The following is a 26,467-nucleotide window of genomic DNA, read 5'->3' as shown; positions in this document are numbered from 1 at the left end:
CCTGGCGCTGGGCTTGCTCATCCTCGCACTGGGAGGCTGGGATTATGCCCGATCCTCCTACCAATCGCAGACCGGGTGGGTGCAAGACCAGCCTGTTCCCTTCAGCCACAAGCATCATGTCGCGGACGATGGCATCGACTGCCGCTATTGTCATGCGAGCGTCGAGACGAGCGAGAATGCCGGGCTACCGCCGACCCACACGTGCATGACCTGCCATTCCCAGCTGTGGACGGGCGCCGGGGTGCTGGAGCCGGTGCGGGAAAGCCTAGCCTCTGACAAGCCAATCCGGTGGCGGCGCGTCGCCCAGCTGCCCGACTATGTTCAGTTCAATCACAGCATCCACATCGATCGCGGGGTTGCCTGCGTGGAATGCCATGGCCGCGTTGATCAGATGCCGCTCACCTGGCGGGCCAAGCCGTTCCAGATGCAATTCTGCCTGGAATGCCATCGCGATCCGGCGCCGCATCTGCGCCCGCCCGATCTGGTGACACGGATGGAGCCGCTCGGCTGGAGCGAGAAGCAGAAGCGCGCCTATGGCGAGCAGGTGATGCGCGTGCATCGGATCGATCCCAAGACGCTCGACAATTGCGGGATATGCCACCGATGAGCGGTCCTCCGGACTTGACGGCGCTGCGATCGCTGACCGGCAAGCGGTTCTGGCGCGCGCTCGATGAGTTGGTCGATCAGCCCGATTTTCGGGTGCGGATGAGCGCGGCCTTTCCCGCGTTGGCCAGCGGCCCGGGCGACTGGCGGCGGCGGGACATATTGAAATGCCTGGGCGGCGCCCTTGCCCTCGCCGGGCTCGACGGCTGCGAACGCGCGCCCGATCAGGACGCGATGCCCTTCGTCGAGCAGCCGGAGGGGGCAGAGCCGGGCGTCGCCCGCTTCTATGCGACGGCGGTTGAGATGGACGGCGTGGCGCAGCCGGTGATCGGCAAGACGCGTGAGGGGCGTCCGGTGAAGCTGGAGGGCAATGGCGACCATCCCGCCAGCCGAGGTGCCACCGATGCCTTCACCCAGGCGGCGTTGCTTGACCTCTACGACCCCGCCCGGTCGACGGCGCCGCTCCACAGGGGGCAGCCGACAAGCTGGGCGCGGTTCGAGACGGCGCTGGCCGCGCTGCGCGGAGAACTGGACGGCCGGCAAGGTGAGGGGTTCCGGCTGTTGACGGCTCGGGTCGGATCGCCGACGCTGCGCCGCCAGATTGAGACGATGCTGGACCGCTGGCCCCAGGCGTGCTGGCATGTGCATGCGCCGGTGAGCGATGCGGGCGCGGGTGAAAGGCTGCGTCTCGACCGCGCGCATGCCATCATCAGTTTCGACGCCGACCTGCTCGGTCCGGGGCCGCGCCAGCTGTGGCACGCGACCGGCTGGGGCGCGCGGCGGCGGGCGTTCCAGGCCGGCGAGGGCGATGCTACCCTGTTCGTCGCGGAACCCAGCCCAACGATTACCGGCGTCACCGCGACCGGACGGCTGGTCGCTGCCGCTGCACGGATGGGAACGCTCATGAAGGCGCTGGCGGTGGAACTGGGCGTACGGGCAGGAACGCCGCTTCGGCTCGGGTCGACCGAGCGGAACTGGGTCAAGCGAGCCGCAGCGGCGCTCAAGCGAAACGCGGGGCGGGGTCTGGTCGTGGCGGGAAGCGAGCAGCCGCCCGCGCTGCATGCGCTGGCGCGCGCCATCGACCAGCGTCTGGGGAATCTGGAAGTAACCCGGACCGTCGCTGCGCCCGCCGCCAGGCAGCAGGCGCTGGACATGGCGGCGCTGGCCGGGGACATCCGCGCGGGCGACGTGCAGAGCGTTTTCCTGCTCGAAGTGAACCCCTGTTACAGCGCGCCCAGCCTCGCGCCGTTGCTCGCGCGCGTGCCGATGCGCATTCACGCCGGTCTGCATGCCGATGAGAGCGCGGCGGCGGCGCACTGGCACCTGCCCATGCCGCATCTGCTCGAAAGCTGGAGCGACGGACGCGCGGCGGACGGATCGGCGGTGCTGATGCAGCCGCTGGTGCGGCCATGGCTGCAAGTGCGCTCCCGCCATGCGCTGCTCGAAGCGCTGATGGGCGGCGACCGGGCCGACCGCGACATCGTGCGGGAAACATGGGCCGACGCGCTGGATGAGGAGGGCTGGACCAGGGCGCTGGTCAGCGGGATCATAGCCGGCGGCGAGCCTGCCGCCGCTTCGCCGCCCGGTGCCGAGCCGCCGCCTGTACAGGAGTTGCCGAGCGAGGGGCTTTCCCTGCTCATCCGCCCCGACCCGACGATCTGGGACGGGCGCTTCGCCAGCAATCCCTGGCTTCAGGAATTGCCCAAGCCGCTGACCAAGATCACATGGGGCAATGCCATCCATCTCAGCCCGGCGCTGGCGCGGGAGAGAGAGCTCGCGTCGGGCGACCTTGTGCGCCTGTCGGTCGGCAGCCGCAGCGTCACCGGGCCGGTCTGGATCGTGCCGGGGCAGGAGCGGCGCACGCTGTTGGTGCATCTGGGCCATGGCCGGTCGCGGGGAGGGCCGGTGGCGCAGAAAGTGGGCTTCGACTCCTATCCGCTGGTGAATGCGCGGGGAGAAGTAAGGCTCGAAAAGATCGAAGGGCGCGAAGAAGTCGCCACCACCCAGCATCATTTCGCGATGGAGGGGGACGAATTCATCCGCTTCGTCGATACGCTGGCCGACGCCCTGCCGCCCGAGCCGCCACGCGCGAACTTCTTTTCCGCGCAGAAGTCAAGCCCCGCCTGGGGGATGGCGATCGACCTTGACCTCTGCATCGGTTGCAATGCCTGCGTCGTCGCCTGCGTGGCGGAAAACAACATCCCGATGGTCGGCAGGGAGCAGGTGGCCAAGGGCAGGGAAATGCACTGGCTGCGCGTCGACCGCTATTATGAAGGATCGCCGGACGAGCCAAGCCAAGCCTTTCAGCCCGTCCCCTGCATGCATTGCGAGGACGCGCCCTGCGAGATGGGCTGCCCGGTCAACGCCGCTGTGCACAGCCCCGAAGGCCTTAACCTGCAAGTCTATAACCGCTGCATCGGTACGCGCACCTGTTCGGCCTATTGCCCCTACAAGGTGCGGCGCTTCAACTGGTTCGACCTGACGGCCAAGGACCCGCCGGAACTGCGGGCGGTTCGCAATCCCGAAGTCAGCGTGCGCGGGCGCGGCGTGATGGAAAAATGCACCTATTGCATCCAGCGGATCAGCGCCGCCCGGATCACCGCCAAGAAGGAAGATCGCGCGATCCGCGAGGGCGAGGTGATGACGGCCTGCCAGGCGGCCTGCCCGACTCAGGCGATCATGTTCGGCGACATATCGGACGCGACGAGCGGAGTTAGCCGCCGCAAGGCCAGCGGGCGCGACTATGACCTGCTGCCTGAAACCAACACGCGGCCCCGCACCACCTATCAGGCGCGGATCAGGGGCGGGGAGGGGAAGTCGTGAACGCGCGGCTGAACGCCGCCGACCGCGTCCTGCGCCTGCCGCCGCGCTTCCCCGCGCCGCGCGCCTGGTGGATATGCTTCGGCTTCGCGCTATCGCTGCTGGGGCTGTTCCTTGCGTCGGTGGCTTGGCTGTTCGGCCATGGGCCGGGAATCTGGGGCAATAATATCCCGGTCGGCTGGGGCTTTCCCATCGCCAACTATATCTGGTGGCTGGGCATCGGCCATGCCGGAACGCTGATTTCCGCCATGCTGCTGCTGATGGGGCAGGGCTGGCGCAATTCGCTCAACCGCTTTGCCGAAGCGATGACGTTGTTCGCGGTTACCTGCGCCGGCCTTTACCCGATCCTTCACCTCGGGCGCCCCTGGCTCTTTTACTGGATGGCGCCCTATTTCAATACGATGAATGTCTGGCCGCAGTTCAAGAGCCCTCTCACCTGGGACTTCTTCGCGGTCCTCACCTACCTCATCGTATCGACGCTGTTCTGGTATATCGGCATCATTCCCGACCTTGCGGCGGCGCGGGACCGGGCGCGAAAGATGCGGTGGAAGATTTTTTTCGGCCTTGGTGCGCTCGGCTGGCGGGGGCAGGCGACGCACTGGGCGCGCTGGCAACAGGCCTACCGCCTGACCGCCGCCATCGCGGTGCCGCTGGTCGTATCGGTCCATTCGGAGATTTCGCTGCTGTTTGCCGCAGGGCCGGTGCCGGGCTGGGTATCGACCGTGTTCCCTCCCTATTTCGTGCTGGGCGCGGCCTTTTCCGGTTTTGCGGTGGTGTCGATGCTGACGGTGTGGTTGCGCTGGATGCTGGGCCTTCACACTCTCGTGACGCTGCGCCACCTCAACATGCTGGGATGCCTGCTGCTGGCGACGGGAATGATGACGGCCTATGGCTATGCCGCCGAAATGTTCACCGCCGCTTATGCCGGGGGCAAGGAAGCCGAGACGCTGTTCGACCGGTTCGTCGGCCCCTATGCGTGGAGTTACTGGGGCGCGATCCTGTTCAACTTCGTGCCGTTGCAACTGCTGTGGTGGCGGCGCTGGCGGGTGCGGCCCATCCTCCTGTTCCTCATCGGGCTCAGCGCCACCATCGGCATGTGGATGGAACGTTACATGCTGCTGGTCAGTTCGCTCTATCGCGACTGGCTGGAAAGCTCGACCGGCACCTTCCACCCGACCTTCTGGGACTGGAGTCTGTTCGCAGGCACGATCGGCCTGTTCCTGACGCTGTTCCTGCTGTTCGTGCGCTTCCTGCCCGTCATATCCGCCTTTGAAGTGCGAGAGGAAGCGGTGGATGGCTGACACCGGCCGCCTGTTCGCGGTGCTCGCTGCCTTCGACACGCCGGAACGGCTGGTCGAGGCCGTTCGCGCGGTCCGGGCGCAGGGCTTTGCCCAGGTCGACGCATTCACGCCCTTTCCGGTCAAGGGGCTGGAGGAGGCGCTTGCCTTCCGTGACAATCGCGTGCCCGCCGCCATGCTGATCGGCGGCATCGTCGGGGCGGCAGGCGGGTTCCTGATGCAGGTCGGCACCAACCTCGACTATCCGCTGAGGATCGGGGGCAGGCCGCTGATCGCGGTGCCCGCATTCATGATGATCACCTTCGAACTGATGGTGCTGGGCGCGGTGCTTGCGGCGCTGGCCATGATGTTCATGGCCAATCGGTTGCCTCGCCTGCATCATCCGGTCTTCGATGCCGACGGGTTCGACCTGTCCGCCGACGACCGCTTCTATCTCGCGATCCTGGCGGACGATCATTTCGATCGGAACGAGGCGGGCAGGGCGCTCGCGGCGCTCGGGCCGGACGCGATCATCGACGTGCGCGAAAGGCCGCGGTCATGATGCGCGGCCTGCCTTGCCTGCTGCTGCTCGCCGCCTGCAACAACATGGTGCAGCAGCCGCGCTACGACGTCTATGAGGACAGTAGCCTCTTTCCCGACGGCAAGGTGATGCAGGCCCCGCCGGACGGAACGGTGGTGCGTGATGCGCCGATGCTTGCGGCAGCCGCCCGGCGTCCCGCCGCCATCACGCCAGCCCTGCTCGCGCGCGGCGAGGATCGCTATGGCATCTATTGCGCCATCTGCCATGGAAAGGATGGGCGGGGCGACGGCTATGTGACGACGCGCGGCTTTCCCCACCCGCCAACCTACCTGTGCCCCCGGCTGCGCGCCGCGCCCGCATCGCATTTCTATGATGTCATCACCAACGGCTATGGCGTGATGTACAGCTATGCCGACCGGGTGCCGCCCGCCGACCGCTGGGCCATCGCCGCGCATATCCGCGTTCTCCAGGCGGCGCAGCCGGTCCACGATGGGGAGCGGGAGGGCGGCCATGATCGCTGATGCGCTGCCCCGCGAGCGGGCCATGGCTCTGATCGGCGTGCTGATCTGCAGCGCGGTGCTGTTGGGCGCGTTCTGGTCGCCGCGCGCGATGCTGACGGGTTGGCTGGGGGCGCGGTGGCGTTCGGGGCGGTTCCGTCGGGCGCGTTGCTGCTCATGATGATGATGCGCCTCATTCCGGGCGCCTGGGGGGATGAGATGCGCCTGAGCGTCGAGGCCGCCACGCTGCTGACACCGCTCGCCGCCGCCGCGATGGTGCCAGTGCTCATCGGCATGGCAGCCGTCTATCCCTGGGTCGGCGACCGTTCTCCCAGTGCCTTCAAGCTGCTGTGGCTCAGTCCTGTGCCGTTCATCACCCGCACGCTGCTGCGGTTCGGGGCGCAATGGTGGCTCGGCCATCGCATGCGGGCGCGGCGGGGGCAGACGGTGACGGCCGGCGCGGGCGTCGTGCTGATGCCGGTTCTCACTTCGCTGGTCGCGGTCGATTGGCTGATGTCGCTGGAACCGGATTTCGCCTCGTCCGCCTTCGGGCTCGAATTCATGCAGCGGGAAGTCATCATCGCCTTTTGCGTACTCCTGCTGCTGCGGCTCGGCATGGGGCGAGAACCCCGGCGACTGGGCGTTTTGGGCGGTTTGCTGCTGACGCTCCTGCTGCTGTCGGCCTATTTCCTGTTCCTGCCGTTCTTCGTCATCTGGTCGAGCAATCTGGCGCCCAATGTCGAATGGTATGCCCGGCGATGGGGAACGGGTTGGGAAGCTGTCGCCTGGACCTTCGGCTTGCTGGCTGGCGTGCCGCTGCTGGCGCTGCTCTTGGCGAGGGCGCGAAAGAGCGCGTCATGGCTGAAGCCGTTGTCAGCGGCGGTGATCCTGTCGTCGCTGCTGCAACTGGGCTGGACGGTTCTGCCGGGCCGGGGAGGGCTGGCGGTGCTGGCCTTCTGCGCCAGTGTTGTCGGCCTTGGCCTGCTCGGTGTGGCGCTGCTGCCCATGGCGTTGCGCCATCGCGTGCGCGCCCGTCTGCCGGCGGAGGCACGGCGATGACCCGCCCGCTCCATACCGAAACCGACGTCCAGCGCGGCGCGCATCCGTCGCAGGAACAGCGCAGGCGCGGCTATGAACCGCGCGATGCATCGCCGGGCAGGGTGGTGCTGGGCATCGCCTGCTTCCTGGCGCTGATGGCGGCGGGGCTGGGGTTCGCGTGGGCGACGCTGGGCTGGCTCAAGGCGCGCGATGACCAGCCTCGCGATCTGACGCATGCCATGGCCATTGCGCCGCCTCCGCCCCACCTGCTGGCTGAACCGGAAGCTGTGCGCCATGGCTATGACGCAGCCATGGACAGGCGGATGGAGGCCCCCGCCCTGGCCCATGCGCGGAGCGAGGTGGCGCGGCAGGGTTGGCAGGACGCCGCGTCCGCACCCTCCACCGAAGCGACCGCGCGCGCTCATCGTGAGGCCGGGCAATGATCCCGCGTCTCCTGATACTGTTCGCCGCCCTGCTCGCGGCGTCGCCGGCAGCGGCGCAAGCCGGGTTCGACCCGTTCGGAGAGGCACGCATAGAGGAGAAGCTGGGCGCACGCGTTCCGATCGATGCGCCCTTCCTTGACGCGCAAGGCCGCCGCACCAGCCTGCGCGCGCTGGCGGCGGGCAAGCCGCTGCTGCTGGTGCCGGTGTTGCACCATTGCCCCAATATCTGCGGCGCGACGCTGGCCGGCATGGCGCAGGCGATTGCGGGGCAGAAGCTGCGGCCGGGGCGCGATTTCACCCTCGTCGCCTTCGGCATCGATCCGCGCGAGGGGCCTCAGGCGGCGCGGGACGATCTGGCGCAGATCAAGGCGCGCGAGGGCGTCCATGCCCTGACCGGCCAGCGCAGGGCGATCCGCAGCGTGACCGACGCCATCGGCTATCATTATGCGTGGGATGACCGGATCGGCCAATATGCCCATGCGGCGGCGAGCGCGGTGATCGCGCCCGATGGCCGGATGACCGGCTGGCTCTACGGCCTGGCGCCGCAGCCGGACGATCTGGAGCGCGCGCTGGCGGCGGCCCGGTCAGGGCAGTCCGGCTCTTTCGGCGAAGCGCTGCTGCTGCTCTGCTATCATTATAATCCGGCGACCGGCCGCTACACGCCCGCGATTGAGAAGATGTTGCGGCTGGCTGGCGGCATCACCGTGGCCGGCCTCGGCCTGTTGATCTTTCGCCTGAGGAGGCGGGCGGCATGAGTCACCGCTTCTTCCTCTGGCCGGAACAGGCCTCGCACCATGCGGGGCAGGTCGACTTGCTGATCGGCGCCTTCGGCGTCATGGTCTGGCTGCTGACGCTGCCCGTCTTCGTGCTGATGGCGTTCTTCGCCATTCGCTATCGCACCAGCCGGGACGTCAATCGCGAACATGCGTCCAGCGGCAATGTCTGGCTGGAAGTGAGTTGGTCGGTCATTCCCTTCCTGCTGACGCTCGGCTTCTTCGTCTGGGCGACGGCGCTCTATTTCAACCTCCGCCGCCCGCCGGCCGACGCGACGACGATCAATGTCGTCGCCAAGCAATGGATGTGGAAATATCAGCATGGCGAAGGCGCGCGAGAAATTAACGACCTGCATGTGCCTATGGGCCGGCCGGTCAAACTGGTCATGATCTCGCAGGATGTGATTCACAGCCTCTATGTGCCCGCGCTACGCATCAAGCAGGACGTTCTGCCGGGCCGCTACACGACGATGTGGTTCACCGCTGATAAACCCGGCATCTATCCGCTGCGCTGCGCGGAATTTTGCGGCACCGATCACAGCGTCATGGGCGGGCGGCTGATCGTCATGCGGCAACAGGATTATGCCGACTGGATGGCGCGCAATCGTGATGCCGGCGAGGACGAAACACTGGCGGCGTCGGGCGCGCGGCTGTTCCGCTCGGCGGGGTGCAGCGGCTGCCACGGCGCGGCCTCCGCCGTTCACGCACCGCCGCTCGAAGGGCTCTTTGGCGGTCCGGTGGGCCTGTCGGGCGGGCGAACCCTGATCGCGGACGAGCAATATCTGCACGACTCGATCATGCTGCCCAACAAGGATGTGGCGGCGGGATACCGGCCGATCATGCCGACCTATGGCAATGTGCTGAAGCCCGAAGAGGTGAACGCGCTGGTCGCTTACCTCAAGGACATCGGCGGGGGGGAGCCCGGCACCCGGCAGGAGGATCGCGATGAGTGACGCCGCGCTCGACATCGACAGGCCCGACGAGGAGGTGGAGGACATCAGCTATCTGCGCGCCGGCCACAGCCTGGGTTCCTGGTTCCTGACCACCGATCACAAGCGCATCGCCATCCTCTACCTCGTGTCGATCACCTTCTTCTTCCTGATCGGCGGCGTCGCTGCGGCGCTGATCCGGCTGGACCTGCTGACCCCGGCGGGCGACCTCATGACCAATGAGGGCTATAATCGCGCCTTTTCGCTGCACGGGATCATCATGGTCTGGTTCTTCCTGATCCCGTCCATCCCCAACACCATCGGCAACTTCATCATCCCGCTGATGATCGGCGCGCGGGACCTGGCCTTTCCGCGCCTGAACCTGCTCAGCTGGTATATCTACATCGTCGCCGGGTTCATCACGCTCGCCGTCGTGCTGGGCGGCGGCGTGGACACGGGCTGGACCTTCTACACGCCACTCTCGACCATGTACGCCAACGGCATGGTGGTGGCTACGGTCGTAGCTGTCTTCATCAGCGGCTTTTCAACGATCCTCACCGGCATCAACTTCATCGTGACGATACACAAGTTGCGCGCGCCGGGCATGACGTGGAGCCGCTTGCCGCTGTTCATCTGGTCGCATTATGCGGTGTCGATCATCTTCGTGCTGGCGACGCCGGTGCTGGCGATCACGCTGATATTGGTCGCGGCGGAGCGGTTGTTCGGCATCGGGGTGTTCGATCCGGCGCTGGGCGGCGATCCGCTGCTGTTCCAGCACCTCTTCTGGTTCTACAGCCACCCCGCCGTCTACATCATGGTGCTGCCCGCCATGGGCGTCATCAGCGAACTCATCACATCGGCGGCGCACAAGCGCATCTTCGGCTACTGGTTCGTCGCCATCGCCTCCATCGCCATCGCCGTGATCGGCTTTCTGGTCTGGGGCCATCATATGTTCGTGTCGGGCCAGTCCATCTATGCGAGCGCGTTCTTTTCCTTCCTGTCGATCGCCGTCGCCGTGCCCTCCGCGATCAAGGTCTATAACTGGACTGCGACCCTCTACAAGGGCGACATCATGATCGACGCGCCGCTGCTCTTTGCGATGGGGTTCATCGGCCTGTTCGTCGCGGGCGGGCTGACGGGGTTGATGCTGGCGATGCTGGCGATAGACGTGCATGTCCACGACACCTATTTCGTCGTCGCCCATTTCCACTACATCATGGTCGGCGGCACGGTTACGGCCTTTTTCGGCGCGCTCCATTATTGGTGGCCCAAGATCACGGGGCGCCTGTATAACGAGACGCTGGCCCGCATCGCCGCGGTCGTCATCCTGGTCGGCTTCAACCTCACCTTCTTCCCGCAGTTCATGCTGGGCTATGAAGGAATGCCGCGGCGCTACCATGTCTATCCGCCGGAGTTCCAGCTGCTCCAGGTCTTCTCCTCGGCCGGTGCGGCGCTGCTGGCCGTCGGCTACGCCATGCCCACCTTCTACCTGCTCTGGTCGCTGAGGCGTGGCCCGCGCGCGCCCGCCAATCCCTGGGGCGCGACCGGGCTGGAATGGACGACATCCTCGCCCCCTCCCAAGCATAATTTCACGCAGCAGCCGGTGGTCGTGCGCGGGCCGTACTACTATCCGCTCGAACACCCTGCGAGCAGGGCCAATGCCTGAACAGCGCGCTCTGCACGAACCCTTCCACCAGCCCGCTCGCCAGCGGGAGGCGGACCGGCTGGGCATGATCGTATTTTTGGCGAGCGAAGCGATGCTGTTCGGCGGGCTTTTCGCCGCGGCGATGGCGTTGCGCTTGCTGCACCCGGTCGAGTATGTCGCGGCCTCCGGCCACCTGAAGCTCTGGCTCGGCACCGCCAACACGGCGATCCTGCTGACGTCGAGCCTGATGGCTGCGGTTGCCGTGGAAGCGGCGCGCAGCGGCAGTCCGCGACTGGCGGGGTGGTCGCTCGGCTCGGCGATCATCCTCGCCCTGCTGTTCCTTGGCATCAAGGGCTATGAATATCTGGGCGAATATCGCGAAGGGCTGGTCCCGGGCCTGGCGAACGCGCATTTCGGCACCCGCACACAGCAGCTGTTCATGAACTTCTACTTCGTCAGCACCGGGCTGCATGGCGTCCACGTCATGGTCGGCATCGGCCTGCTGGGCGTGTCCGCGCTCAGCCGTGCGGCGCGGGAGGATCGGGCCGCCGTGCTGATCGGCAACGCGGCGCTTTATTGGCATCTGGTCGATATCATCTGGCTGTTCCTCTATCCCACGCTCTATCTGCCGGGGGTGTCGTGATCCGGCTGGTGCTTGTCTCGGCGGCGTTGATGCTGCTGCTGGCGGTGACCGTCGTGGCGGCGCACCTCCCGCTCGGTCCGGCCAAGCCCTGGATCGCTTATGGCATCGCCTTTGCCAAGGCGACGCTGATCCTCTGGTTTTTCATGGAAATGCGCAGCGAAGGGGCGACCGCGCGGCTGGCGATGGTCGCGGCCGGCGTCTGGCTGCTGATGATGCTGACATTGACCGCAGCGGACTATCTGACCCGCAGCTGGATCGGTGGGTAAATGTTTCCCGGATATTTCTAAGGCCACGCGCATTGTCGCGGCGAGGCACGCGTGAAGGAGCAGGATCATGGACAAGCCAGAGGACGAGACCGTTCATTATGACGGGCCGGCCGGCGGCTGGGGCTCGCTGAAGGGCATCAGCCGAATCTATGCGAAGGAACTGGCTTCCCCTGCGGTGATCGAAACGCTGCGGCGTCAGAACAAGCCGGGCGGCTTCATGTGCGTGTCCTGCGCCTGGACCAAGCCGGCTCATCCGCACCCTGCCGAATTCTGCGAAAATGGCGCCAAGGCAACATTGTGGGAACTGACCAGCCGCCGCTGCACGCCCGAATTTTTCGACCGGCACAGCGTGTCGGAACTCAAGGAATGGCCCGACCATGACCTGGAGCAGGAGGGGAGGCTGACTCACCCCATGCGCTATGATCGCGCCAGCGACCGCTATCTGCCGGTCAGCTGGGCTGAGGCGTTTCGCGAGATCGGCGCGGAGCTGCGCGCGCTCGATCCCAAATCGACGGCATTCTACACTTCAGGCCGCGCCAGCCTGGAGACGTCTTACCTCTATGCACTGTTCGCGCGGCTCTATGGCCATAACAACCTGCCCGACAGTTCGAACATGTGTCATGAAACGACGTCGGTCGGCCTCAAGAAAGTGACGGGATCGCCGGTCGGGACCTGCGTGCTGAGCGATTTCGACCAGTGCGACGCCATCTTTTTCTTCGGTCAGAATACAGGCTCGAACAGCCCGCGCTTCCTCCACCCGTTGCAGGAAGCGGTGAAGCGCGGCTGCCGCATCGTGACCTTCAACCCGGTGCAGGAGCCCGGTCTCATCAAGTTCGTCAATCCGCAAAGCCCTACGGAAATGCTGACGAAGAAATCGACGCCGATTTCCGAACTCTATTTCCAGGTGCGGCCCGGCGGCGACATCGCCGCGATCATGGGCCTGTGCAAGCATGTGCTGGCGCGCGACGCGGAACTGTTCGCACGGGACAAGCGGCACCTGATCGACACCGCCTTCATCGAGCAGCATTGCCATGGCTATGACGATTTCGTCGCCTGCGCGAACGCCGCCAGCTGGGAAGAGATCGAGCGCGAGTCCGGCCTGTCGCGCGCCGATCTGGAGGCGGCGGCCGACATTTATTGCGATGCGGAGAAGGTCATCGGCATCTACGGCATGGGCGTGACCCAACATGTTCACGGGTCGCAAACCATCGGCATGCTCGTTAACCTCCTTTTGCTACGAGGCAATATCGGCCGGGAAGGGGCGGGCATCTCCCCCGTGCGCGGCCATTCCAACGTGCAGGGCCAGCGCACCGTCGGCATTTCCGAAAAGCCCGAGCTGGTCCCCAATGACCGGCTGAAAAGGCTCTTCGACTTCGAACCGCCGATGGATAAGGGCATGAACACGGTCGAAGCGTGCGAAGGCATCATCGCTGGCAAAGTGAAGGCGTTCGTCAGCCTGGGCGGCAATTTCGTCCGCGCGATCCCGGAACGCGGAAAGATGGAAGGCGCTTGGACGAAGATGCACCTCACCGTCCAGATCGCGACCAAGCTCAACCGCAGCCATCTGATCAATGGGGAGATCGCCTATCTCCTCCCCTGCCTCGGCCGCTCCGAAGAGGATATGCAGGCCAGCGGCCCGCAAACGGTGACGATGGAGGACAGCCTGTCCTGCATCCACGGATCGGTCGGCAAGCGCAAGCCCGCGAGCGAGCATCTCCTGTCCGAACTGGCGATCGTCACGGGCATCGCAAAGGAGACGCTGCCGCCCAACCCCAAGGTTCGATGGGACGAATGGGTCGGCGACTATGGCAAGGTGCGCGATCTGATCGAGGCGAGCTATCCCGACAAGTTCACCGACTTCAACGATCGCCTGTTTACCCCCGGTGGCTTTTACAAGGGAAGCAAGGCGCGCGAGCGGATTTGGAAAGCGGAAAGCGGCAAGGCGGAGTTCACAGTGCCCACCACGCTTTCGAGCTGTGGCTTCGACGATGCGCCCGGCCGCTACCGACTTATCACCCTGCGATCCAACGACCAGTTCAACACCACCATCTACGGCTATTCGGATCGGATGCGGGGCATAGAGGGTACGCGCGACGTGCTGCTCATCAACCCGGACGAGATGGCGCGCGCGGGGCTGGCCGCCGGACAGGTGGTCGCGCTGGTCAGCGATGCGGAAGATGGCGTGCACCGGGAAGTGGGCGGCCTGACGGTCACGCCATTCTCGCTGCCCGATCGATGCGTGGCGGCCTATTACCCGGAAATGAACCCGCTTGTGCCCTTGTCGCACCATGACAAGCTATCGAAGACGCCGGCGGCCAAGTCCGTGCCCGTGCGTATTCGCGCGAATGATTGCTCCAGTCGATAGCGATCGCAGCTCGGCGTTGCCGAAAAGCCGGTTCCGCGGCGCGCCCTATTGCGCTGCGACAAGCGACTGCCTGTACCGATCTGCTTCAGGCAGCAGGGATGTTGAAGACGGGGATCGGTCGGTCATTCCACCGATGCAAATGGAATATGATATGATGCAGCAGCGGCGACCTTGAATTTGATCGTGTGATTTAGGCCGTTTGGCTCCTCTAAGGCGCTGTCGGCAGCGCATAAGCGATGACCTCGTCCCCGACTGGCGTTTCCATAAAATGGTGGCCGCCTGCATAGATAACGAGAAATTCGCGCCCGCCTGCCTCGTACACCATCGGTGTCGCCTGGCCTCCGGCAGGCAGTTTCCGTTGCCAAAGGGTCTTGCCCGTGGCGAGGTCGATGGCGCGAATCAGGTTGTCGGTCGCCGCAGCGATGAAAATGAGCCCGCTTGCGGTCACGACTGCGCCGCCATTATTGGGCGTGCCGATGGTGATGGGCAGCATTGACGGGATGCCGAAGGGGCCGTTCGTTCGCGCGGTGCCGAAGGGGCGATCCCAGATGGTGCGGCCGCTCGCCATGTCGATCGCGCGAATGCCGCCATAGGGCGGCTGTTTGCACAGCATGCCAGTGAATTTCAGCCGCCATCCGGCATTCACATCGATCGCATAGGGTGTATGGGCCTGCGGATCGCCTGCGCCCTCGGCCCCACCGATATTGCCGCGCGCCTGCTGGCGCGGCGCCCAACCTTTTTCATTGGCCTCCTTGCGGGGGACCAAGCGGACATAATTGGGCATGTCGTTATAATTGGCGACGATGACGCCGCGCCGGGGATCGACAGCAATCCCGCCCCAGTCGGTACCGCCATTATAGCCAGGATATTCGATCGAGCGCCGATTGCTCTCGGGCGGCGTGTAGAAGCCCTTGTAGCTCGCCTGCCGGAACTGGATGCGGCAGATCATCTGGTCGATCGGCGACATGCCCCACATGTCGCGCTCGCTAAGATCCGGTTTGCGCAGCGTGTGCCAGCGGGAGTAGATCTGGACGGGCGAACGCTGTCCCGGCTCGACACCGCCGACCGGCGCGCGCATCACCCCCACTGGCGTCAGCGGCTTTCCGGTGCGGCGGTCGAGGATGTAGATGTCGCCCTGCTTGCTTGGCAGGACCAGTGCGGGCGTGCCGCGATAATCGACAAGCGTCGCCTGCGCGCCAAAGTCATAATCCCACACATCCCTGCGCACGGCTTGGAACCGCCAGCGCGGCTTGCCGCTGCTCACATCCAGCGCCACCAGCGAGGTCGCATAGAAATTTTCGGCCGGACGGCGCAGGCCACTATAATAATCGGCGGCGGCATTGCCCATCGGCAGATAGACAAGGCCCAGTTGCTCGTCGCCGCTTGCGATCGTCCACATGTTGGGCGTGCCGCGCGCCCAGGTTTGGCCCGGGGGAGGATAGCCATTCCAGTCGGGATGCATCATGTCCCAGGCCCAACGCAGCTTGCCCGTCACGGCATCGAAGCCCCGGATCACCCCGGAAGGCGCCCAGCGATCCTGCCCGTCCAGCACCTGATGCCCCGTCACGACGACGCCCCGGACGATGGTAGGCGGGGAATTGATCGAGACATAGCCAGCGGGTGTTTCGCCCATGCCGATCTTTGTATCGACCTGCCCGTTCGATCCGAAATCCTGGCACGGCGTGCCGGTATGCGCGTCGATCGCAAACAGGCGCGCGTCCAGTGTCCCCCAGATGATCCTCCTGCCGCAGGCTTGGCCTGCCGCCGCGCCGGGCACCTCATAATAGCTGACGCCCCGGCAGGCGGCGGTGTAGGGAATGGCCGTATCGGGCACGCGCGGATCAAAACGCCAGCGTTGATGTCCGGTCGCTGGATCGAGGGCTACGACAATGCTCTTGGGGGTGCAGACATAGAGCATGTTGCCGACCTTCAGCGGCGTGTTCTCTGCGCCATAGGTCCCCTTGGCAGCCTTTGAGGGCAGATCGCCCGTGTGCCTCAGCCAGACTTGCTCCAGCGAGGATACATTAGTGGGCGTGATCTGCGTTAGGGGCGTGAAGCGCCGGGCGCTTTCCGATCCCCCGTAGGCGGGCCAGTCGGCACCCGCCTGTCGCAGTGCCGGCTCGCTCATCATGGTGGATGCGGCGGGGAGGGCGGCCAGCACCTCATGTTCATTGACCTTGCTCAGCGTGAAGCCGGTGACGGCCGTCACGACGACAACCGCCGCAATCGCAGCGCCCGCCAGCTTCCAGCGATCAGCGCGAACCGACATCAGCGGCATGACGAGCAGCACGGCGACCAACAAGATCAGCGGCGCGATCAGGCGGGGGACGAGCGCCCAGCCGATTGCGCCGACTTCCCAAAAAGCCCAGATAACCGTTGCCGCGACCACCGCGACATAGAGCCATGCGCCCAGCATTCGGCCGCTGTACAGCAGCCAGCCCGAGGCGATCATCGCCACGCCCGTAATCAGATAATAGGGTGATCCCCCGACGATCAGCAGCCATGCCCCGCCAGTCGCAAGCGCAAGGCCGATCATGCCGATCAGGCATCCGACGATTGTGGTGGCCCATTGTGATCGGGCGCGGGCGGGCGACGCAGCGTTCAGCATGGCACATCCGTTTATCGTGGGAGGTAACACTCTAACGGAGAATGGCTGTCCGATGTTCCCCCGCTGCCTTTCGAACTCTACTGTGTTGCGTCGGGTCTGCGGCAGCCTGTTCACAACTCCGCACGATCAGGCGGAAAGCAGCTTGGCGACCCACCGGCTTCTGTCGAAGTGATCGCATATGATGACGACTGAGGCTGTTAAGGGAACGGCGATCAGCGTCCCGGCGATGCCCCACATCCAGCCCCAAAAGGTCATGGCGACGACAATGGCGAGCGGCGAAAGCGACAAGCGGCGTCCCTGCAGGATCGGATAGACGAAATTGCTGATGATGATCTGCAATGTGGCAAAGCCTGCGAACACCAAGGCTGGCATGCCGATGTCGTGGAACTGCAACGCTGCATAGAGCGTCGGCGGAATGATGCCGATGATGTTGCCGATCACGGGAATGAAGTTCAGCAGGAAATTAAGCAGACCCCAGACGATCGGAAGGTCCAGCCCGGTTGCCAGAGCCCAAAGGGTCGATGCCATCCCGGTCATCAGGCTTGTCGCCAGCGTCGTGCTGAAATAGCGCCTCACCTGCTCGGATATGGAGATCATAGTCGAACGCAATTGACCATGCGTCTCCAGTTCCAGCTCGGCTCGCATCTTGTCCTGCATGCGCGCCACTTCAGGCAGTCCCAGGATCACGAACAGCCCGATGAACCCTACATAGGTGACGAAACTGTAGATGCTCGAAGCCAGCATCTGCGCGAAGGCCACAATGCGCTGCTGATCGAGCAGCCGCGCGTCAAGTGTCACACCCCAATTCCGAGCCTTGTCGGCTGCCGCATCATAGAGAGACAAGAGCTTGGGCCACTGTGCGCCGAGGACGCTCATCAATTGTCCAAGTGAGAGATAGACCGACGCGACGAATACGGTCAGGATGATGACGAGTGTTGCGACTGTCAGCGTATAGCTCAGCCAGCTCGGCAGTCGCTTGTCCAGCCACAGTTTGAGCGGCCATAACGCCGCAACGATGATCGCCGCGAATAGGATCGGCATAGTCACGGCATAGCTTGCCCGCAAAGCCGCCAGGATCAGGATCAGAGCGATCACCCACAGCAACCGGCTTGCGCCGGGGCTCGTCCCCGGCGCGGTCACGCCGCGCCGCCCAACCAGCTGACGTCATCGCGCAGTCTCCGCCGGTGATCGGGCCTGGCCAGGGCGTCGCGCAAAAGGTTGGCGCGATCGGTTACGACCTGGCTGTTCAGGCGGTCGAGCTTGCTTCCGGCAAGTCCAGCGATCCTGTCGATGTGAGTCCCGACGGCCCCCAGTCTTCCGCGGTCCTCGCATGCGACCGCCACCTCACCCAGCGAACTCAGGAAATGGAGAGCCGCCACCCTGTCGCCTGCGCAATATTGCGCCAGAGAGCCGAAGCTCCGTTCGAGAAAATCCGCGAAATCCTGCGGGTGGGCGATGACGCGCAGCGCCCCTTCGGCGTCCTGCCGTAGATGAAAGGGGATCTCGCGTCCCGACAGGTCAGACATGGCCGCGCCGAGCCAGTCCAGGCACGTGATCGCGGTGAAGGGGTCGTTGATGCCCGGCGACAGGGCCCGCGCCGCTATTTCGACCAGCTCGTCGATCAGAAAGCGCAGGTCCTGCAAGGCTGTGCGCTGCGATCCGATGGCAAAGGCGTCGGCCAACGCCTGGCTGGCCTCTTCATCGCAACGCTCCGCTGGGAAGACGAGGATCAGCGCGCGCCCGGCATGCACGAAATCCCCCGGCTGGTAGCGCAGGCGGAGCACCAGATCATGGCGCGACGCCAGCTGGAGCAGATCCTCGTCGCGGACCAGTTGGATATAGCCCGTATGGCTCGCCTTCACCAGCCGCACCGGCGCAGCCGCTTCCGCTTCGCCATCCTGCCGAAAGGGCTCGGGCACGATCGTGTCGCCTCTGTGACGACCCCGATCGGCGGGTTCGCCAAGGAAGCGCGGGAAACGATGGCCTACCTCCCGAAGCAGGCGCTTCCCGACATCCTCGATCACATTGTTGATGTGGATCTTGCTCGGGACATGATGGATGAAGAAGATCAGCACGGCGATGGAGCAGAGCGCCAGCAGCACCGCGACCAGCAGGGCGATGTTCGGCACGAAGCCCACGCCGCCGGACTCCTCGGGCGAACGCACCGTTCGCAGGACGATGAGGCAGTAGAGGAAGGTGGCAATGAAGGTGCCGAGCGTGACCTGATTGCCCCGGTCCCGCATGAAGTTGCTGAGCAAGCGAGGTCCATATTGGCCGGACGCATAGACCACGGCCGCAATCGTGACAGAAAACACAGTGCCCGCGACGGTAATCATCGAACCGCCTATCGCCGACAGAAGCTGCCGCGCCCCTCTCGGCCGCGAGGCGCGCAACCAGGCGAAGCGGTCCATCCAAACCGACCCTTCATAACTGTCCAGCCAGATCATGCCTCCTGCCAGCACTATCGCCGCGCAGGCCATGATGGAGGGCAGGAACCAGTAGCTTTGCCGCAGCATATCGGCCAAGCGGAGCAGACGAGCCTTCACGACCCGCGCTCCTGCGGCCATGCGGTTCGTGCCCCGGCGCGATCGCGCGCGATGACGCTCAGGCTGCCGTCTGTTTCCAGCACGACCGCGGCTATATCCGAAAGGTCGCCCACCCCCGCGCCGCGCACGGCCGCCTTCACCTCGTCCGGCGATACGCGCTCCTCGCGCAGAGCATCTTCCAGAATATGGCCATCGGCAAGAAGGATCCTGGGATCCGATTTGGCGAACCGCGCGACAATGCGGAAGCGGCACGCACTCCAGGCAACGAGAAATTGCAGTAGCGCCAGCAAGGCAAAGGCGACCATTCCCTCCAGCAGCGCGACGTCCTTGGTCAGCAGCACCGTCGCAAGCGTCGATCCGAGCGCCACGGTCACGACAAGATCGAATGCGTTCAGCTTTGCCAGCGTCCGCTTGCCGCTCATTCGGAGCACGATGACCAGCGTGGCATAGGCGGCGGTGCCCACCAGCACCACTCGCCAGAGGCCTTGCCAATTATCGAAGAACATGGCGGTCCTTTCCCACAGCGCCAGCGTAATTTCTCCACTGCCATAAGGGGCGAACTCGGGGCGTCTTGCGAAGTCCCCTGACGGGCGATCCGTCAATCCATCCCGCCTTTGCACTTGCTATAACCGGGGAGGCGGCTGCTCGTTCCGCCCATGAAAGGAGCCAAATCGCCGATAAACCGTTCGTCGATCATGAGGACTTTGAAATTTCGCCTTTGCCTTCTGCCCTTTGTCGCGATGCCCGCCAGCGTCATGGCGGATAATCCCGCATCGTCGGCCATGGAGCCGCCGGCTTCAGCCATAATGGTCCCCGTCTCGGGCGAAGAATTGCGCGGCGCCGCTAGGGATGAGGCGGTCCGCAGCTTCTACGAGGCGGCGGGTTGGCGTGCATGCTGGTCGGCGGCTGCAGAGCGGGAATTGCTCGAAACACTGGATCGGCGGGCGCGACATGGCCTCGACAGGATCGACTTTGGCGCGCGACCGTCCTCATCCGACAGCGCGCTCGAGCGTGAGCTGAAGCTCACACGCCTTGCGCTGGCCTATGCGTCTGCGCTCGCGTACGGAGCCGTCGATCCTTCTTCCTTGCACGAAATCTACACCTTGCCGAGGCCGGCCGAAGATGTGCCGGGCGAGCTGGCGCAGGCGATGGCGGAGGGCAGGGCAGGCCTTTGGTTCGCCAGCCTTGCGCCCGATACCGAGGAGTATCGCCATTTCTCGACGGCCTATCTCGACTATTCCGCCAAGGCGCGGGAGGAGGCGCGCGATCAGTTGCCCGACGGTGGGGTCATTCATGTCGGTGACCACGATTCACGGATCGTCGCCATTGCCGCCCAGCTTGCGGATAATGGTTATCTGACTTCCGAGGACCGCCTCGTCACCGAACGAGCAACTACCGGCGGGCGCGCAATCTACACCGCCTCCATGAAAAGCGCCGTCGAGCGTCTCCAAGGGGATTATGGCATTGCGGCAGACGGCGTGATCGGGCCTGATACTTTCAGCGTTCTCAATCTGCGGGCACCGGATCGGGCGCGGGCGCTTGCCGTGGCGATGGAGCGACGGCGCTGGATGCCTCGTTCAAAGCCGGCCACGCGGATCGATGTCAACATCGCTGCCGCGCGCCTGCAATATATCCGCGACGACGTAGTGGTGGATGAGCGCAGGGTGGTCGCGGGCCGTCCAGACCGGCCAACACCCTTGCTCAGCTCACCCATTTTCCGGCTGGTCGCCAATCCGACCTGGACCGTGCCGAAATCCATACAGAACACCGAACTGGCGCAAGTGGACGCCGCCTATCTCCAGCGCAACAATATGGTCCTGCGCGCCGGCTGGATCGTCCAAGGGGCGGGACCGGGCAATGCGCTGGGGCAGGTGAAGTTCGACATGCGCAACGGTCAGGCGATTTACCTGCACGACACGTCCGCGCCTGCCCTGTTCGACAGAAGCGAGCGGCATCTTAGCCATGGCTGCGTCCGTGTCGAGGATGCGCTCGGCTTTGCGCAGATGCTCGCATCGGATGAGGGAATCCTCGAGCAATGGCTCACGGCGCGTGAGGTCGGGCAGGAGCAGTTCGTCGCCCTCCCGCGCGAAATCCCGGTGCGCCTGCTCTACCGCAGCGTCCTTGTCAGACCTTCCGGCGATATCGCCTTCCGCGCCGATCCCTATGGCTGGAGCGAGGCGGTGGCGCGGCATTTGGGTTTCACTGGCAATGGGCGTAAGTCGCAGCCGGCGGCAATTGATCTTGGTCCTTAAGCAGCTCCGGATACCGAGGGGTCGAGGGAATAGCTGTAGATAGAAATCCGCAAGTTCGTGATCAGGCGGTAGAATAAGTCTGCCTGCGGGCCATTGTTCCGCCCGGACGGTGCTGCTGGCGTCGGTCTGATCGCGGTCAGCGCCCCGGCGGTGCGGACGTTGTTGCCCGAGGATATTGCCTTTCAAAATGGCTTGGAAAGACCCCGTCGCGGCACCATCCTGTTTTCTCCTGATCCTCGGGGGGAACGCACGGCGGGACAACCCGTTACCTTTTAGCCGCCCATACAACTTACCTGGAGACCTGCCATGACGCAGACCGTGAGCGATTTCTTTTGGGAACGGCTGCGGCAATGGGGCGTGCGCCGAATATTCGGCTATCCAGGAGACGGTATAAATGGCCTGCTGGGTGCGCTCGACAGGGCGGGCGACGCCTTCGAGTTCGTGCAGGTGCGTCATGAGGAAATGGCGGCCTTCATGGCCTCGGCTCATGCGAAGTTCACGGGAGAACTGGGCGTCTGCCTCGCAACCTCGGGACCTGGCGCCTCGCACCTGCTCACCGGCCTTTATGATGCGCGGCTGGACCACATGCCGGTGCTGGCCATCGTCGGCCAGCAGGCGAGAACGGCGATCGGGGCTCATTACCAGCAGGAACTCGATCTGGTTTCGATGTTCAAGGATGTGGCGGGTGCCTTTACCGGCATGGCGAGCGTCCCGGCGCAAGTGCGCCATCTGGTCGATCGCGCGGTGCGGATCGCCATGGGTGGGCGCCGTGTCACGGCTCTCATCCTGCCGAACGACTTGCAGGAACTGCCGATGGAGCAACCGCCCCGCAAACATGGCGCGGTCTTTTCCGGCGTCGGCTGGAGCGCGCCGAGGGTGGTGCCCGTCAAAGCCGATCTGGAGCGCGCCGCACAAGTGCTGAACAGCGGGCAGAAGGTCGCCATGCTGGTCGGCGCGGGCGCGCGCGAGGCCACGGACGAAGTGATGGCGGTCGCCGACCGGCTGGGCGCGGGATGCGCCAAGGCGCTGCTTGGCAAGCAGGTGCTGCCCGATGATCTGAGCTGGGTGACGGGTTCGATCGGGCTGCTGGGGACCAAGCCCAGCTATGAGCTGATGATGGAATGCGACACTTTCCTGATGCTCGGGTCGGGCTTTCCCTATTCCGAGTTCCTGCCCAAGGAAGGGCAGGCGCGCGGCGTCCAGGTGGACATCGATCCGGGCATGCAGTCGATCCGCTTCCCGAGCGAGGTGAACCTGACCGGCGACGTCAAGGCGACGCTGGAGGCGCTGCTGCCGCTGCTGCATCAAAAGACCGACGGGTCGTGGCGCGAGCGGATCGCTCGCTGGAAGGCCGATTGGGAGGAGACACTTCACGACCGCGCGATGGTGCCTGCGAACCCGGTCAATCCGCAGCGCGTCTTTACCGAATTGTCGCCGCGCATCCCCGACCATGCGATCCTGACCAGCGACAGCGGCAGCTGCGCCAACTGGTTCGCGCGCGACATTCAGATCAGGCGGGGCATGATGGCGTCGCTTTCCGGCGGGCTGGCGTCGATGGGCGCGGGCGTTCCCTACGCCATCGCCGCGAAGTTCGCGCATCCCGACCGGCCCGTCATCGCGAGCGTCGGCGACGGCGCGATGCAGATGAATAACATGGCCGAACTCATCACCATCGCCAAATATTGGCAGCGGTGGAGCGATCCCCGCCTGATCGTCTGCGTGCTCAACAATGAGGACCTCAATCAGGTGACCTGGGAACAGCGAGTGATGGAGGGCAATCCCAAGTTCGAGGCGACACAGAAGCTACCCGACGTGCCCTATCACCGTTTCGCCGAGATGATCGGCCTTGCCGGCATCTTAGTGGACGATCCAGACAAGCTGGGCGCGGCCTGGGATCAGGCGCTCATCAGCCCGCGCCCGGTGGTACTGGAGGTGAAGACTGATCCGGAGGTGCCGCCGCTGCCGCCCCACATCACGCTCGACCAAGCGAAGAAATTCACTTCGATGCTGGCGAAGGGCGATCCTGATGAGGGCGGGGCCATCAAGGGTGCGGTGAAGCAGGTGCTCGCCAATGTTTTCGGCGGTGACGATCGGAAATGATGCGCGGTGAACGTGGAGCAGGATTGCAGTGAGTGGCGGACGGAGCGAGCCTTTTCGCCGGGTGAGAATGAGCGGGCGATGATCCTGCCACAAGTCCGGCGAAGTCGATTGCCGCAGCTGGGACATTCCCAGTTTGTGGATCTGCGATGGATCGGTTTTTCCCACGGTGGGCGGCGTGAACCCCTCCCTTACCATTCAGGCGATCGCCTGCCGCACCGCCGACCGCATCAAGAAACTTGCCGACCGAGGAGAATGTTGATGGCGCGCAGGCTTCCCATTCCAGACCGACCCGTGGTCGTCGTGACCGGGGCATCGGCCGGCGTGGGCCGCGCCGTGGTTCGACGCTTCGCTCAGGATGGCGCGCGCATCGCGCTGATCGCGCGCGGCCGCGACGGGCTGGAGGCAGCCGCGCGGGAAGTGGAGCAGGCCGGCGGGCAAGCGCTCGTCCTTGCGCTCGACGTCAGCGACGCCGATGCGGTGGAGGACGCCGCTTCCCGAGTGGAAGAGAGGTTCGGCCCGATCGACATCTGGATCAACGCGGCCTTCGCTGGCGTGCTGGCGCCGTTCATGGACACCAAGGCCGAAGATTATCGCCGCGTCACCGATGTAACCTATCATGGGCAGGTCAACGGAACCCGGGCCGCGCTGCGCCGGATGTTGCCGAGGGGCAGGGGATCGATCGTGCTCGTGGGTTCTGCGCTCGCCTATCGCGGCATTCCCCTGCAGGCCGCCTATTGCGGCGCGAAGCACGCGATCCAGGGATTTCAGGATTCCATCCGCGCGGAGCTGGACCATGTCGGCAGCGCCATTCATGTGGCGATGGTTCAGCTACCCGGCGTCAACACGCCGCAGTTCGATTGGATCAGGACGACGATGCCGAACAGGCCCAAGCCCGCCAGCCCCCCTTATCAGCCTGAAATCGCCGCGCGCGCCATTCACTATGCGGCCCATCATCGGCGCAAATCGCTGTGGGTCGCCTTGCCCTCGGCCAAGGCGATATTGGGCGACCGGCTAGCGTCGCCGCTGCTCGACCGCTATCTGGGCGCGACCGGCTTTAGGGGACAGCAGGGCGCAGAGCCCGTGTCGCCCGATCGCCAGGACAATCTCTGGCAGCCGGTGCCCGGGGACCATGGCGCGCATGGCCGTTTCGACGCGCAGGCGCGGCGTCACAGCATCTGGCTGGAGCTATCGACGCGCCCGCGCCTGTCGGCGTCGATGATAGGCGCTGCGGCGGCGTTGGCCGCCGGACTGCTGTTCCGCAGGAAAAAGGGATGAGGGATCGACCCAAGCAGATCGCCGACTATGCGCTGATCGGCGATGGCGAGACGGCTGCCCTGGTTTGGCGCGACGCGACCATCGAATGGTTGTGCATGCCGCGCTTCGATTCCGAAGCCTGTTTCGCCGCCCTGCTGGGCGATGAGGAAAATGGCTGCTGGCGCATGGCTCCGCTCGAACCCGTCACGGAGACGTCGCGGCGCTATCTGGGCGACAGCCTCATCCTTGAAACCGTGGTGCGCACGGACAGCGGCGAAGTGGCGATCATCGATTTCATGCCGCCGCGCGGGGAAGCGCCCGACATTGTCCGCCTCGTCGAGTGCAGGGAAGGCGCTTTGTCCATGCGATCCGATCTGGCGCTGCGCTTCGACTATGGGCAGCTGCATCCGCTGGTGCGCAGGCAGGGGGATGCGCGCGTCGTCGCCATGGCGGGACCTGACGGGATCGTCATCGACAGCGACATGGCCATCGAGTTTGAGGACCGCCGCTTCACCAGCCAGTTCACGCTGCGGAAGGGGGAAAGCCACTGGTTCGTGCTGACATGGTTCGCCTCGCACAAGAAGCTGCCGGAGCCGGTGGACCCGGAACTCGCCCTGCGGCAGACGCAGCATTTCTGGGACGATTGGGTATCCAGGATCGATTATAGGGGCGGCTATCGCCAGGAGGTGATCCGGTCCCTTATCACCCTCAAGGCGCTGATCCATGAACCGACGGGCGGGATCGTGGCGGCGCCCACGGCATCATTGCCCGAGCGGCTCGGTGGGAAGCGGAACTGGGATTATCGCTTCTGCTGGCTGCGCGATTCGACCATGTCGCTGCTCGCGCTTCTACAGGCGGGCCTCACCGCCGAAGCGCGGTCCTGGCTCTTCTGGCTGCGGCGGGCGGTGGGGGGAGAGCCGATCGACCTGCGGCCCTTCTACACCGTCGGCGGCGACCGGCGCGTGCAGGAATGGGAAGCGCATTGGCTGCCCGGCTTTGCCCAATCCCGTCCCGTCAGGTTCGGCAACGCCGCCATCGAACAATTGCAGCTCGACAGTTATGGCGATGTGATCGGCACCCTGGCTGCCGCCGCGCGACACGGCATAGAGCAGAATGGAGACGGCGACGCCCTGGTCTGCCTGCTGGCGGATGCGCTGGAAGACAAATGGGAGCAGCCCGACGCCGGCATCTGGGAGAGCCGCGGGCCGCCGCTGCACCATGTCTATTCCAAGGCGATGGCGTGGCTGGCCTTTCATGAGGCGGCGAAGTGGTTCGACGGCCGCGATGATGATCGGTCCTCACGCTATCGCGGTCTTGCAGGCAAGGTGCATGCGCAGGTGCTGGATCGCGGCTTCGACGTCGATCTGAACAGCTTTGTCGGGGCCTATGGCTGCACCCATCTGGACGCTGCCTGCCTGCGCCTGCCGGCCATCGGCTTCCTTCCAGCCGATGATCCCAGGATCGCCGGAACGATCGCAGCGATAGAGCGCGAGCTGATGCGCGACGGCGTGGTTCGCCGCTATCGCACGGAGGAGATGCAGGATGGCGTCGGCGGCGATGAGGGCGGCTTTTTCGCGGCGAGCTTCTGGCTGGTCGATGCGCTGGTGCTCCAGGGAAGGAGGCGGGAAGGGCAGGCCATGTTCGAACAGCTGTGCGGTCTTGCCAATGATCTTGGCCTATTCTCCGAAGAGGTCGACGGCGCGATGCTGCTGGGCAATTTCCCGCAGGCGCTTTCGCATCTGTCGCTCGTCAGCGCGGCGATGAGCCTTGGACGCGCGGGAGGGCCGGCCCAGGAAAGCGGAAAAAGAGGTGCGGGAGCGTGAGCCCGCTCATGGGCGTGACGAGGAACCTCCATGCCGTGCGGAAA

At 64.9% G+C, this 26,467-nt stretch carries 24 protein-coding genes; 19 read left to right on the top strand and 5 right to left on the bottom strand.

Features of this window, described 5'->3' with window-relative positions:
* The first annotated feature begins 13 nt into the window (after positions 1-13).
* From YP76_RS18960 to YP76_RS18900, 14 genes are all read left to right on the top strand, one after another.
* On the top strand, positions 14-607 hold the full coding sequence (locus YP76_RS18960) for a cytochrome c3 family protein (protein WP_232307634.1): 594 nt from the start codon (positions 14-16) through the stop codon (positions 605-607).
* Positions 604-3,426, top strand: a complete 2,823-nt coding sequence (locus YP76_RS18955) for a TAT-variant-translocated molybdopterin oxidoreductase (protein WP_046765149.1) — start codon at positions 604-606, stop codon at positions 3,424-3,426. Before YP76_RS18960 ends, YP76_RS18955 begins: the two co-directional genes overlap by 4 nt.
* Positions 3,423-4,724 carry an NrfD/PsrC family molybdoenzyme membrane anchor subunit gene (gene nrfD / locus YP76_RS18950; protein WP_046765148.1) on the top strand — a complete coding sequence of 434 codons (1,302 nt, stop codon included), beginning with the start codon at positions 3,423-3,425 and terminating at the stop codon, positions 4,722-4,724. The genes YP76_RS18955 and nrfD overlap by 4 nt, the downstream gene beginning before the upstream one ends.
* Positions 4,717-5,262, top strand: a complete 546-nt coding sequence (locus tag YP76_RS18945; protein WP_046765147.1) for a DUF3341 domain-containing protein — start codon at positions 4,717-4,719, stop codon at positions 5,260-5,262. The genes nrfD and YP76_RS18945 overlap by 8 nt, the downstream gene beginning before the upstream one ends.
* Positions 5,262-5,762, top strand: coding sequence for a c-type cytochrome (locus tag YP76_RS18940; protein WP_232307633.1), 501 nt, complete (start codon positions 5,262-5,264; stop codon positions 5,760-5,762). Before YP76_RS18945 ends, YP76_RS18940 begins: the two co-directional genes overlap by 1 nt.
* A complete protein-coding gene (locus YP76_RS27915; RefSeq protein WP_157035830.1) occupies positions 5,752-5,919 on the top strand; it encodes a hypothetical protein in 168 nt (55 codons plus the stop codon). The genes YP76_RS18940 and YP76_RS27915 overlap by 11 nt, the downstream gene beginning before the upstream one ends.
* Positions 5,877-6,797: a hypothetical protein gene (locus tag YP76_RS18935; RefSeq protein ID WP_198147545.1), complete on the top strand. Its 921-nt coding sequence runs from the start codon at positions 5,877-5,879 to the stop codon at positions 6,795-6,797. The genes YP76_RS27915 and YP76_RS18935 overlap by 43 nt, the downstream gene beginning before the upstream one ends.
* Positions 6,794-7,219, top strand: a complete 426-nt coding sequence (locus YP76_RS18930; protein WP_046765144.1) for a hypothetical protein — start codon at positions 6,794-6,796, stop codon at positions 7,217-7,219. The genes YP76_RS18935 and YP76_RS18930 overlap by 4 nt, the downstream gene beginning before the upstream one ends.
* Positions 7,216-7,974 carry an SCO family protein gene (locus tag YP76_RS18925; RefSeq protein WP_046765143.1) on the top strand — a complete coding sequence of 253 codons (759 nt, stop codon included), beginning with the start codon at positions 7,216-7,218 and terminating at the stop codon, positions 7,972-7,974. The genes YP76_RS18930 and YP76_RS18925 overlap by 4 nt, the downstream gene beginning before the upstream one ends.
* On the top strand, positions 7,971-8,945 hold the full coding sequence (gene coxB / locus YP76_RS18920; protein ID WP_046765142.1) for a cytochrome c oxidase subunit II: 975 nt from the start codon (positions 7,971-7,973) through the stop codon (positions 8,943-8,945). The genes YP76_RS18925 and coxB overlap by 4 nt, the downstream gene beginning before the upstream one ends.
* On the top strand, positions 8,938-10,587 hold the full coding sequence (ctaD, locus tag YP76_RS18915) for a cytochrome c oxidase subunit I (protein WP_046765141.1): 1,650 nt from the start codon (positions 8,938-8,940) through the stop codon (positions 10,585-10,587). Before coxB ends, ctaD begins: the two co-directional genes overlap by 8 nt.
* Entirely contained in the window at positions 10,580-11,209 is a 630-nt protein-coding gene (locus YP76_RS18910; protein ID WP_046765140.1) for a cytochrome c oxidase subunit 3, read from the top strand. Before ctaD ends, YP76_RS18910 begins: the two co-directional genes overlap by 8 nt.
* Positions 11,206-11,475: a cytochrome C oxidase subunit IV family protein gene (locus YP76_RS18905; protein ID WP_052757490.1), complete on the top strand. Its 270-nt coding sequence runs from the start codon at positions 11,206-11,208 to the stop codon at positions 11,473-11,475. The genes YP76_RS18910 and YP76_RS18905 overlap by 4 nt, the downstream gene beginning before the upstream one ends.
* Positions 11,476-11,542: 67 nt before the next feature.
* Positions 11,543-13,840 carry an FdhF/YdeP family oxidoreductase gene (locus YP76_RS18900; RefSeq protein ID WP_046765139.1) on the top strand — a complete coding sequence of 766 codons (2,298 nt, stop codon included), beginning with the start codon at positions 11,543-11,545 and terminating at the stop codon, positions 13,838-13,840.
* Positions 13,841-14,048: 208 nt separating this feature from the next.
* Here YP76_RS18900 and YP76_RS18895 read toward each other — a convergent pair whose 3' ends face one another.
* The 5 genes from YP76_RS18895 to YP76_RS28355 all read right to left on the bottom strand — a co-directional run bounded on the left by YP76_RS18895 (position 14,049) and on the right by YP76_RS28355 (position 19,799).
* The gene (locus tag YP76_RS18895) at positions 14,049-16,448 is read right to left on the bottom strand and encodes a membrane-bound PQQ-dependent dehydrogenase, glucose/quinate/shikimate family (RefSeq protein ID WP_046765138.1); all 2,400 of its coding nucleotides are present in this window, start codon (positions 16,446-16,448) and stop codon (positions 14,049-14,051) included.
* Positions 16,449-16,574: 126 nt separating this feature from the next.
* A complete protein-coding gene (locus tag YP76_RS18890; RefSeq protein ID WP_046765137.1) occupies positions 16,575-17,588 on the bottom strand; it encodes an AI-2E family transporter in 1,014 nt (337 codons plus the stop codon).
* Positions 17,585-18,994 carry a DUF2254 domain-containing protein gene (locus tag YP76_RS18885; protein WP_046765313.1) on the bottom strand — a complete coding sequence of 470 codons (1,410 nt, stop codon included), beginning with the start codon at positions 18,992-18,994 and terminating at the stop codon, positions 17,585-17,587. The genes YP76_RS18890 and YP76_RS18885 overlap by 4 nt, the downstream gene beginning before the upstream one ends.
* Positions 18,991-19,500, bottom strand: coding sequence for a DUF421 domain-containing protein (locus YP76_RS18880; protein WP_046765136.1), 510 nt, complete (start codon positions 19,498-19,500; stop codon positions 18,991-18,993). The genes YP76_RS18885 and YP76_RS18880 overlap by 4 nt, the downstream gene beginning before the upstream one ends.
* 92 nt (positions 19,501-19,592) lie before the next feature.
* Positions 19,593-19,799, bottom strand: coding sequence for a hypothetical protein (locus YP76_RS28355; protein WP_198147555.1), 207 nt, complete (start codon positions 19,797-19,799; stop codon positions 19,593-19,595).
* A gap of 1 nt (position 19,800) precedes the next feature.
* On the opposite strand from YP76_RS28355, the gene YP76_RS18875 reads away from it, so the two are divergent.
* The 5 genes from YP76_RS18875 to YP76_RS18860 all read left to right on the top strand — a co-directional run bounded on the left by YP76_RS18875 (position 19,801) and on the right by YP76_RS18860 (position 26,423).
* Entirely contained in the window at positions 19,801-21,246 is a 1,446-nt protein-coding gene (locus YP76_RS18875; protein WP_232307632.1) for a L,D-transpeptidase family protein, read from the top strand.
* 306 nt (positions 21,247-21,552) lie between these two features.
* The gene (locus YP76_RS18870) at positions 21,553-23,346 is read left to right on the top strand and encodes a thiamine pyrophosphate-requiring protein (RefSeq protein ID WP_046765135.1); all 1,794 of its coding nucleotides are present in this window, start codon (positions 21,553-21,555) and stop codon (positions 23,344-23,346) included.
* A 133-nt stretch (positions 23,347-23,479) separates the two neighbouring features.
* Positions 23,480-23,605: a GMC oxidoreductase gene (locus YP76_RS27225; RefSeq protein WP_198147544.1), complete on the top strand. Its 126-nt coding sequence runs from the start codon at positions 23,480-23,482 to the stop codon at positions 23,603-23,605.
* On the top strand, positions 23,605-24,621 hold the full coding sequence (locus YP76_RS18865) for an SDR family oxidoreductase (protein WP_157035828.1): 1,017 nt from the start codon (positions 23,605-23,607) through the stop codon (positions 24,619-24,621). The genes YP76_RS27225 and YP76_RS18865 overlap by 1 nt, the downstream gene beginning before the upstream one ends.
* Entirely contained in the window at positions 24,618-26,423 is a 1,806-nt protein-coding gene (locus YP76_RS18860) for a glycoside hydrolase family 15 protein (RefSeq protein ID WP_046765133.1), read from the top strand. The genes YP76_RS18865 and YP76_RS18860 overlap by 4 nt, the downstream gene beginning before the upstream one ends.
* Positions 26,424-26,467: the final 44 nt, after the last annotated feature.

It is taken from the genome of Sphingobium chungbukense (assembly GCF_001005725.1).
Taxonomy (GTDB): Bacteria; Pseudomonadota; Alphaproteobacteria; order Sphingomonadales; family Sphingomonadaceae; genus Sphingobium; species Sphingobium chungbukense.
Note: the sequence above shows the minus strand (reverse complement) of the source record. Positions and strands in the feature narration are given on the sequence as shown.

Coding starts and splice junctions, on each gene's coding strand:
- YP76_RS18880 (WP_046765136.1), bottom strand. CDS start 19,500: ATGTTCTTCGATAATTGGCAAGGCCTCTGGCGAGTGGTGCTGGTGGGC.
- YP76_RS18860 (WP_046765133.1), top strand. CDS start 24,618: ATGAGGGATCGACCCAAGCAGATCGCCGACTATGCGCTGATCGGCGAT.
- ctaD (WP_046765141.1), top strand. CDS start 8,938: ATGAGTGACGCCGCGCTCGACATCGACAGGCCCGACGAGGAGGTGGAG.
- YP76_RS18865 (WP_157035828.1), top strand. CDS start 23,605: ATGGCGCGCAGGCTTCCCATTCCAGACCGACCCGTGGTCGTCGTGACC.
- YP76_RS18895 (WP_046765138.1), bottom strand. CDS start 16,448: ATGCTGAACGCTGCGTCGCCCGCCCGCGCCCGATCACAATGGGCCACC.
- YP76_RS18875 (WP_232307632.1), top strand. CDS start 19,801: ATGGTCCCCGTCTCGGGCGAAGAATTGCGCGGCGCCGCTAGGGATGAG.
- YP76_RS18925 (WP_046765143.1), top strand. CDS start 7,216: ATGATCCCGCGTCTCCTGATACTGTTCGCCGCCCTGCTCGCGGCGTCG.
- YP76_RS18955 (WP_046765149.1), top strand. CDS start 604: ATGAGCGGTCCTCCGGACTTGACGGCGCTGCGATCGCTGACCGGCAAG.
- YP76_RS18945 (WP_046765147.1), top strand. CDS start 4,717: ATGGCTGACACCGGCCGCCTGTTCGCGGTGCTCGCTGCCTTCGACACG.
- YP76_RS18910 (WP_046765140.1), top strand. CDS start 10,580: ATGCCTGAACAGCGCGCTCTGCACGAACCCTTCCACCAGCCCGCTCGC.
- YP76_RS18930 (WP_046765144.1), top strand. CDS start 6,794: ATGACCCGCCCGCTCCATACCGAAACCGACGTCCAGCGCGGCGCGCAT.
- YP76_RS18900 (WP_046765139.1), top strand. CDS start 11,543: ATGGACAAGCCAGAGGACGAGACCGTTCATTATGACGGGCCGGCCGGC.
- coxB (WP_046765142.1), top strand. CDS start 7,971: ATGAGTCACCGCTTCTTCCTCTGGCCGGAACAGGCCTCGCACCATGCG.
- YP76_RS18870 (WP_046765135.1), top strand. CDS start 21,553: ATGACGCAGACCGTGAGCGATTTCTTTTGGGAACGGCTGCGGCAATGG.
- YP76_RS18940 (WP_232307633.1), top strand. CDS start 5,262: ATGCGCGGCCTGCCTTGCCTGCTGCTGCTCGCCGCCTGCAACAACATG.
- YP76_RS28355 (WP_198147555.1), bottom strand. CDS start 19,799: ATGGCTGAAGCCGGCGGCTCCATGGCCGACGATGCGGGATTATCCGCC.
- YP76_RS27915 (WP_157035830.1), top strand. CDS start 5,752: ATGATCGCTGATGCGCTGCCCCGCGAGCGGGCCATGGCTCTGATCGGC.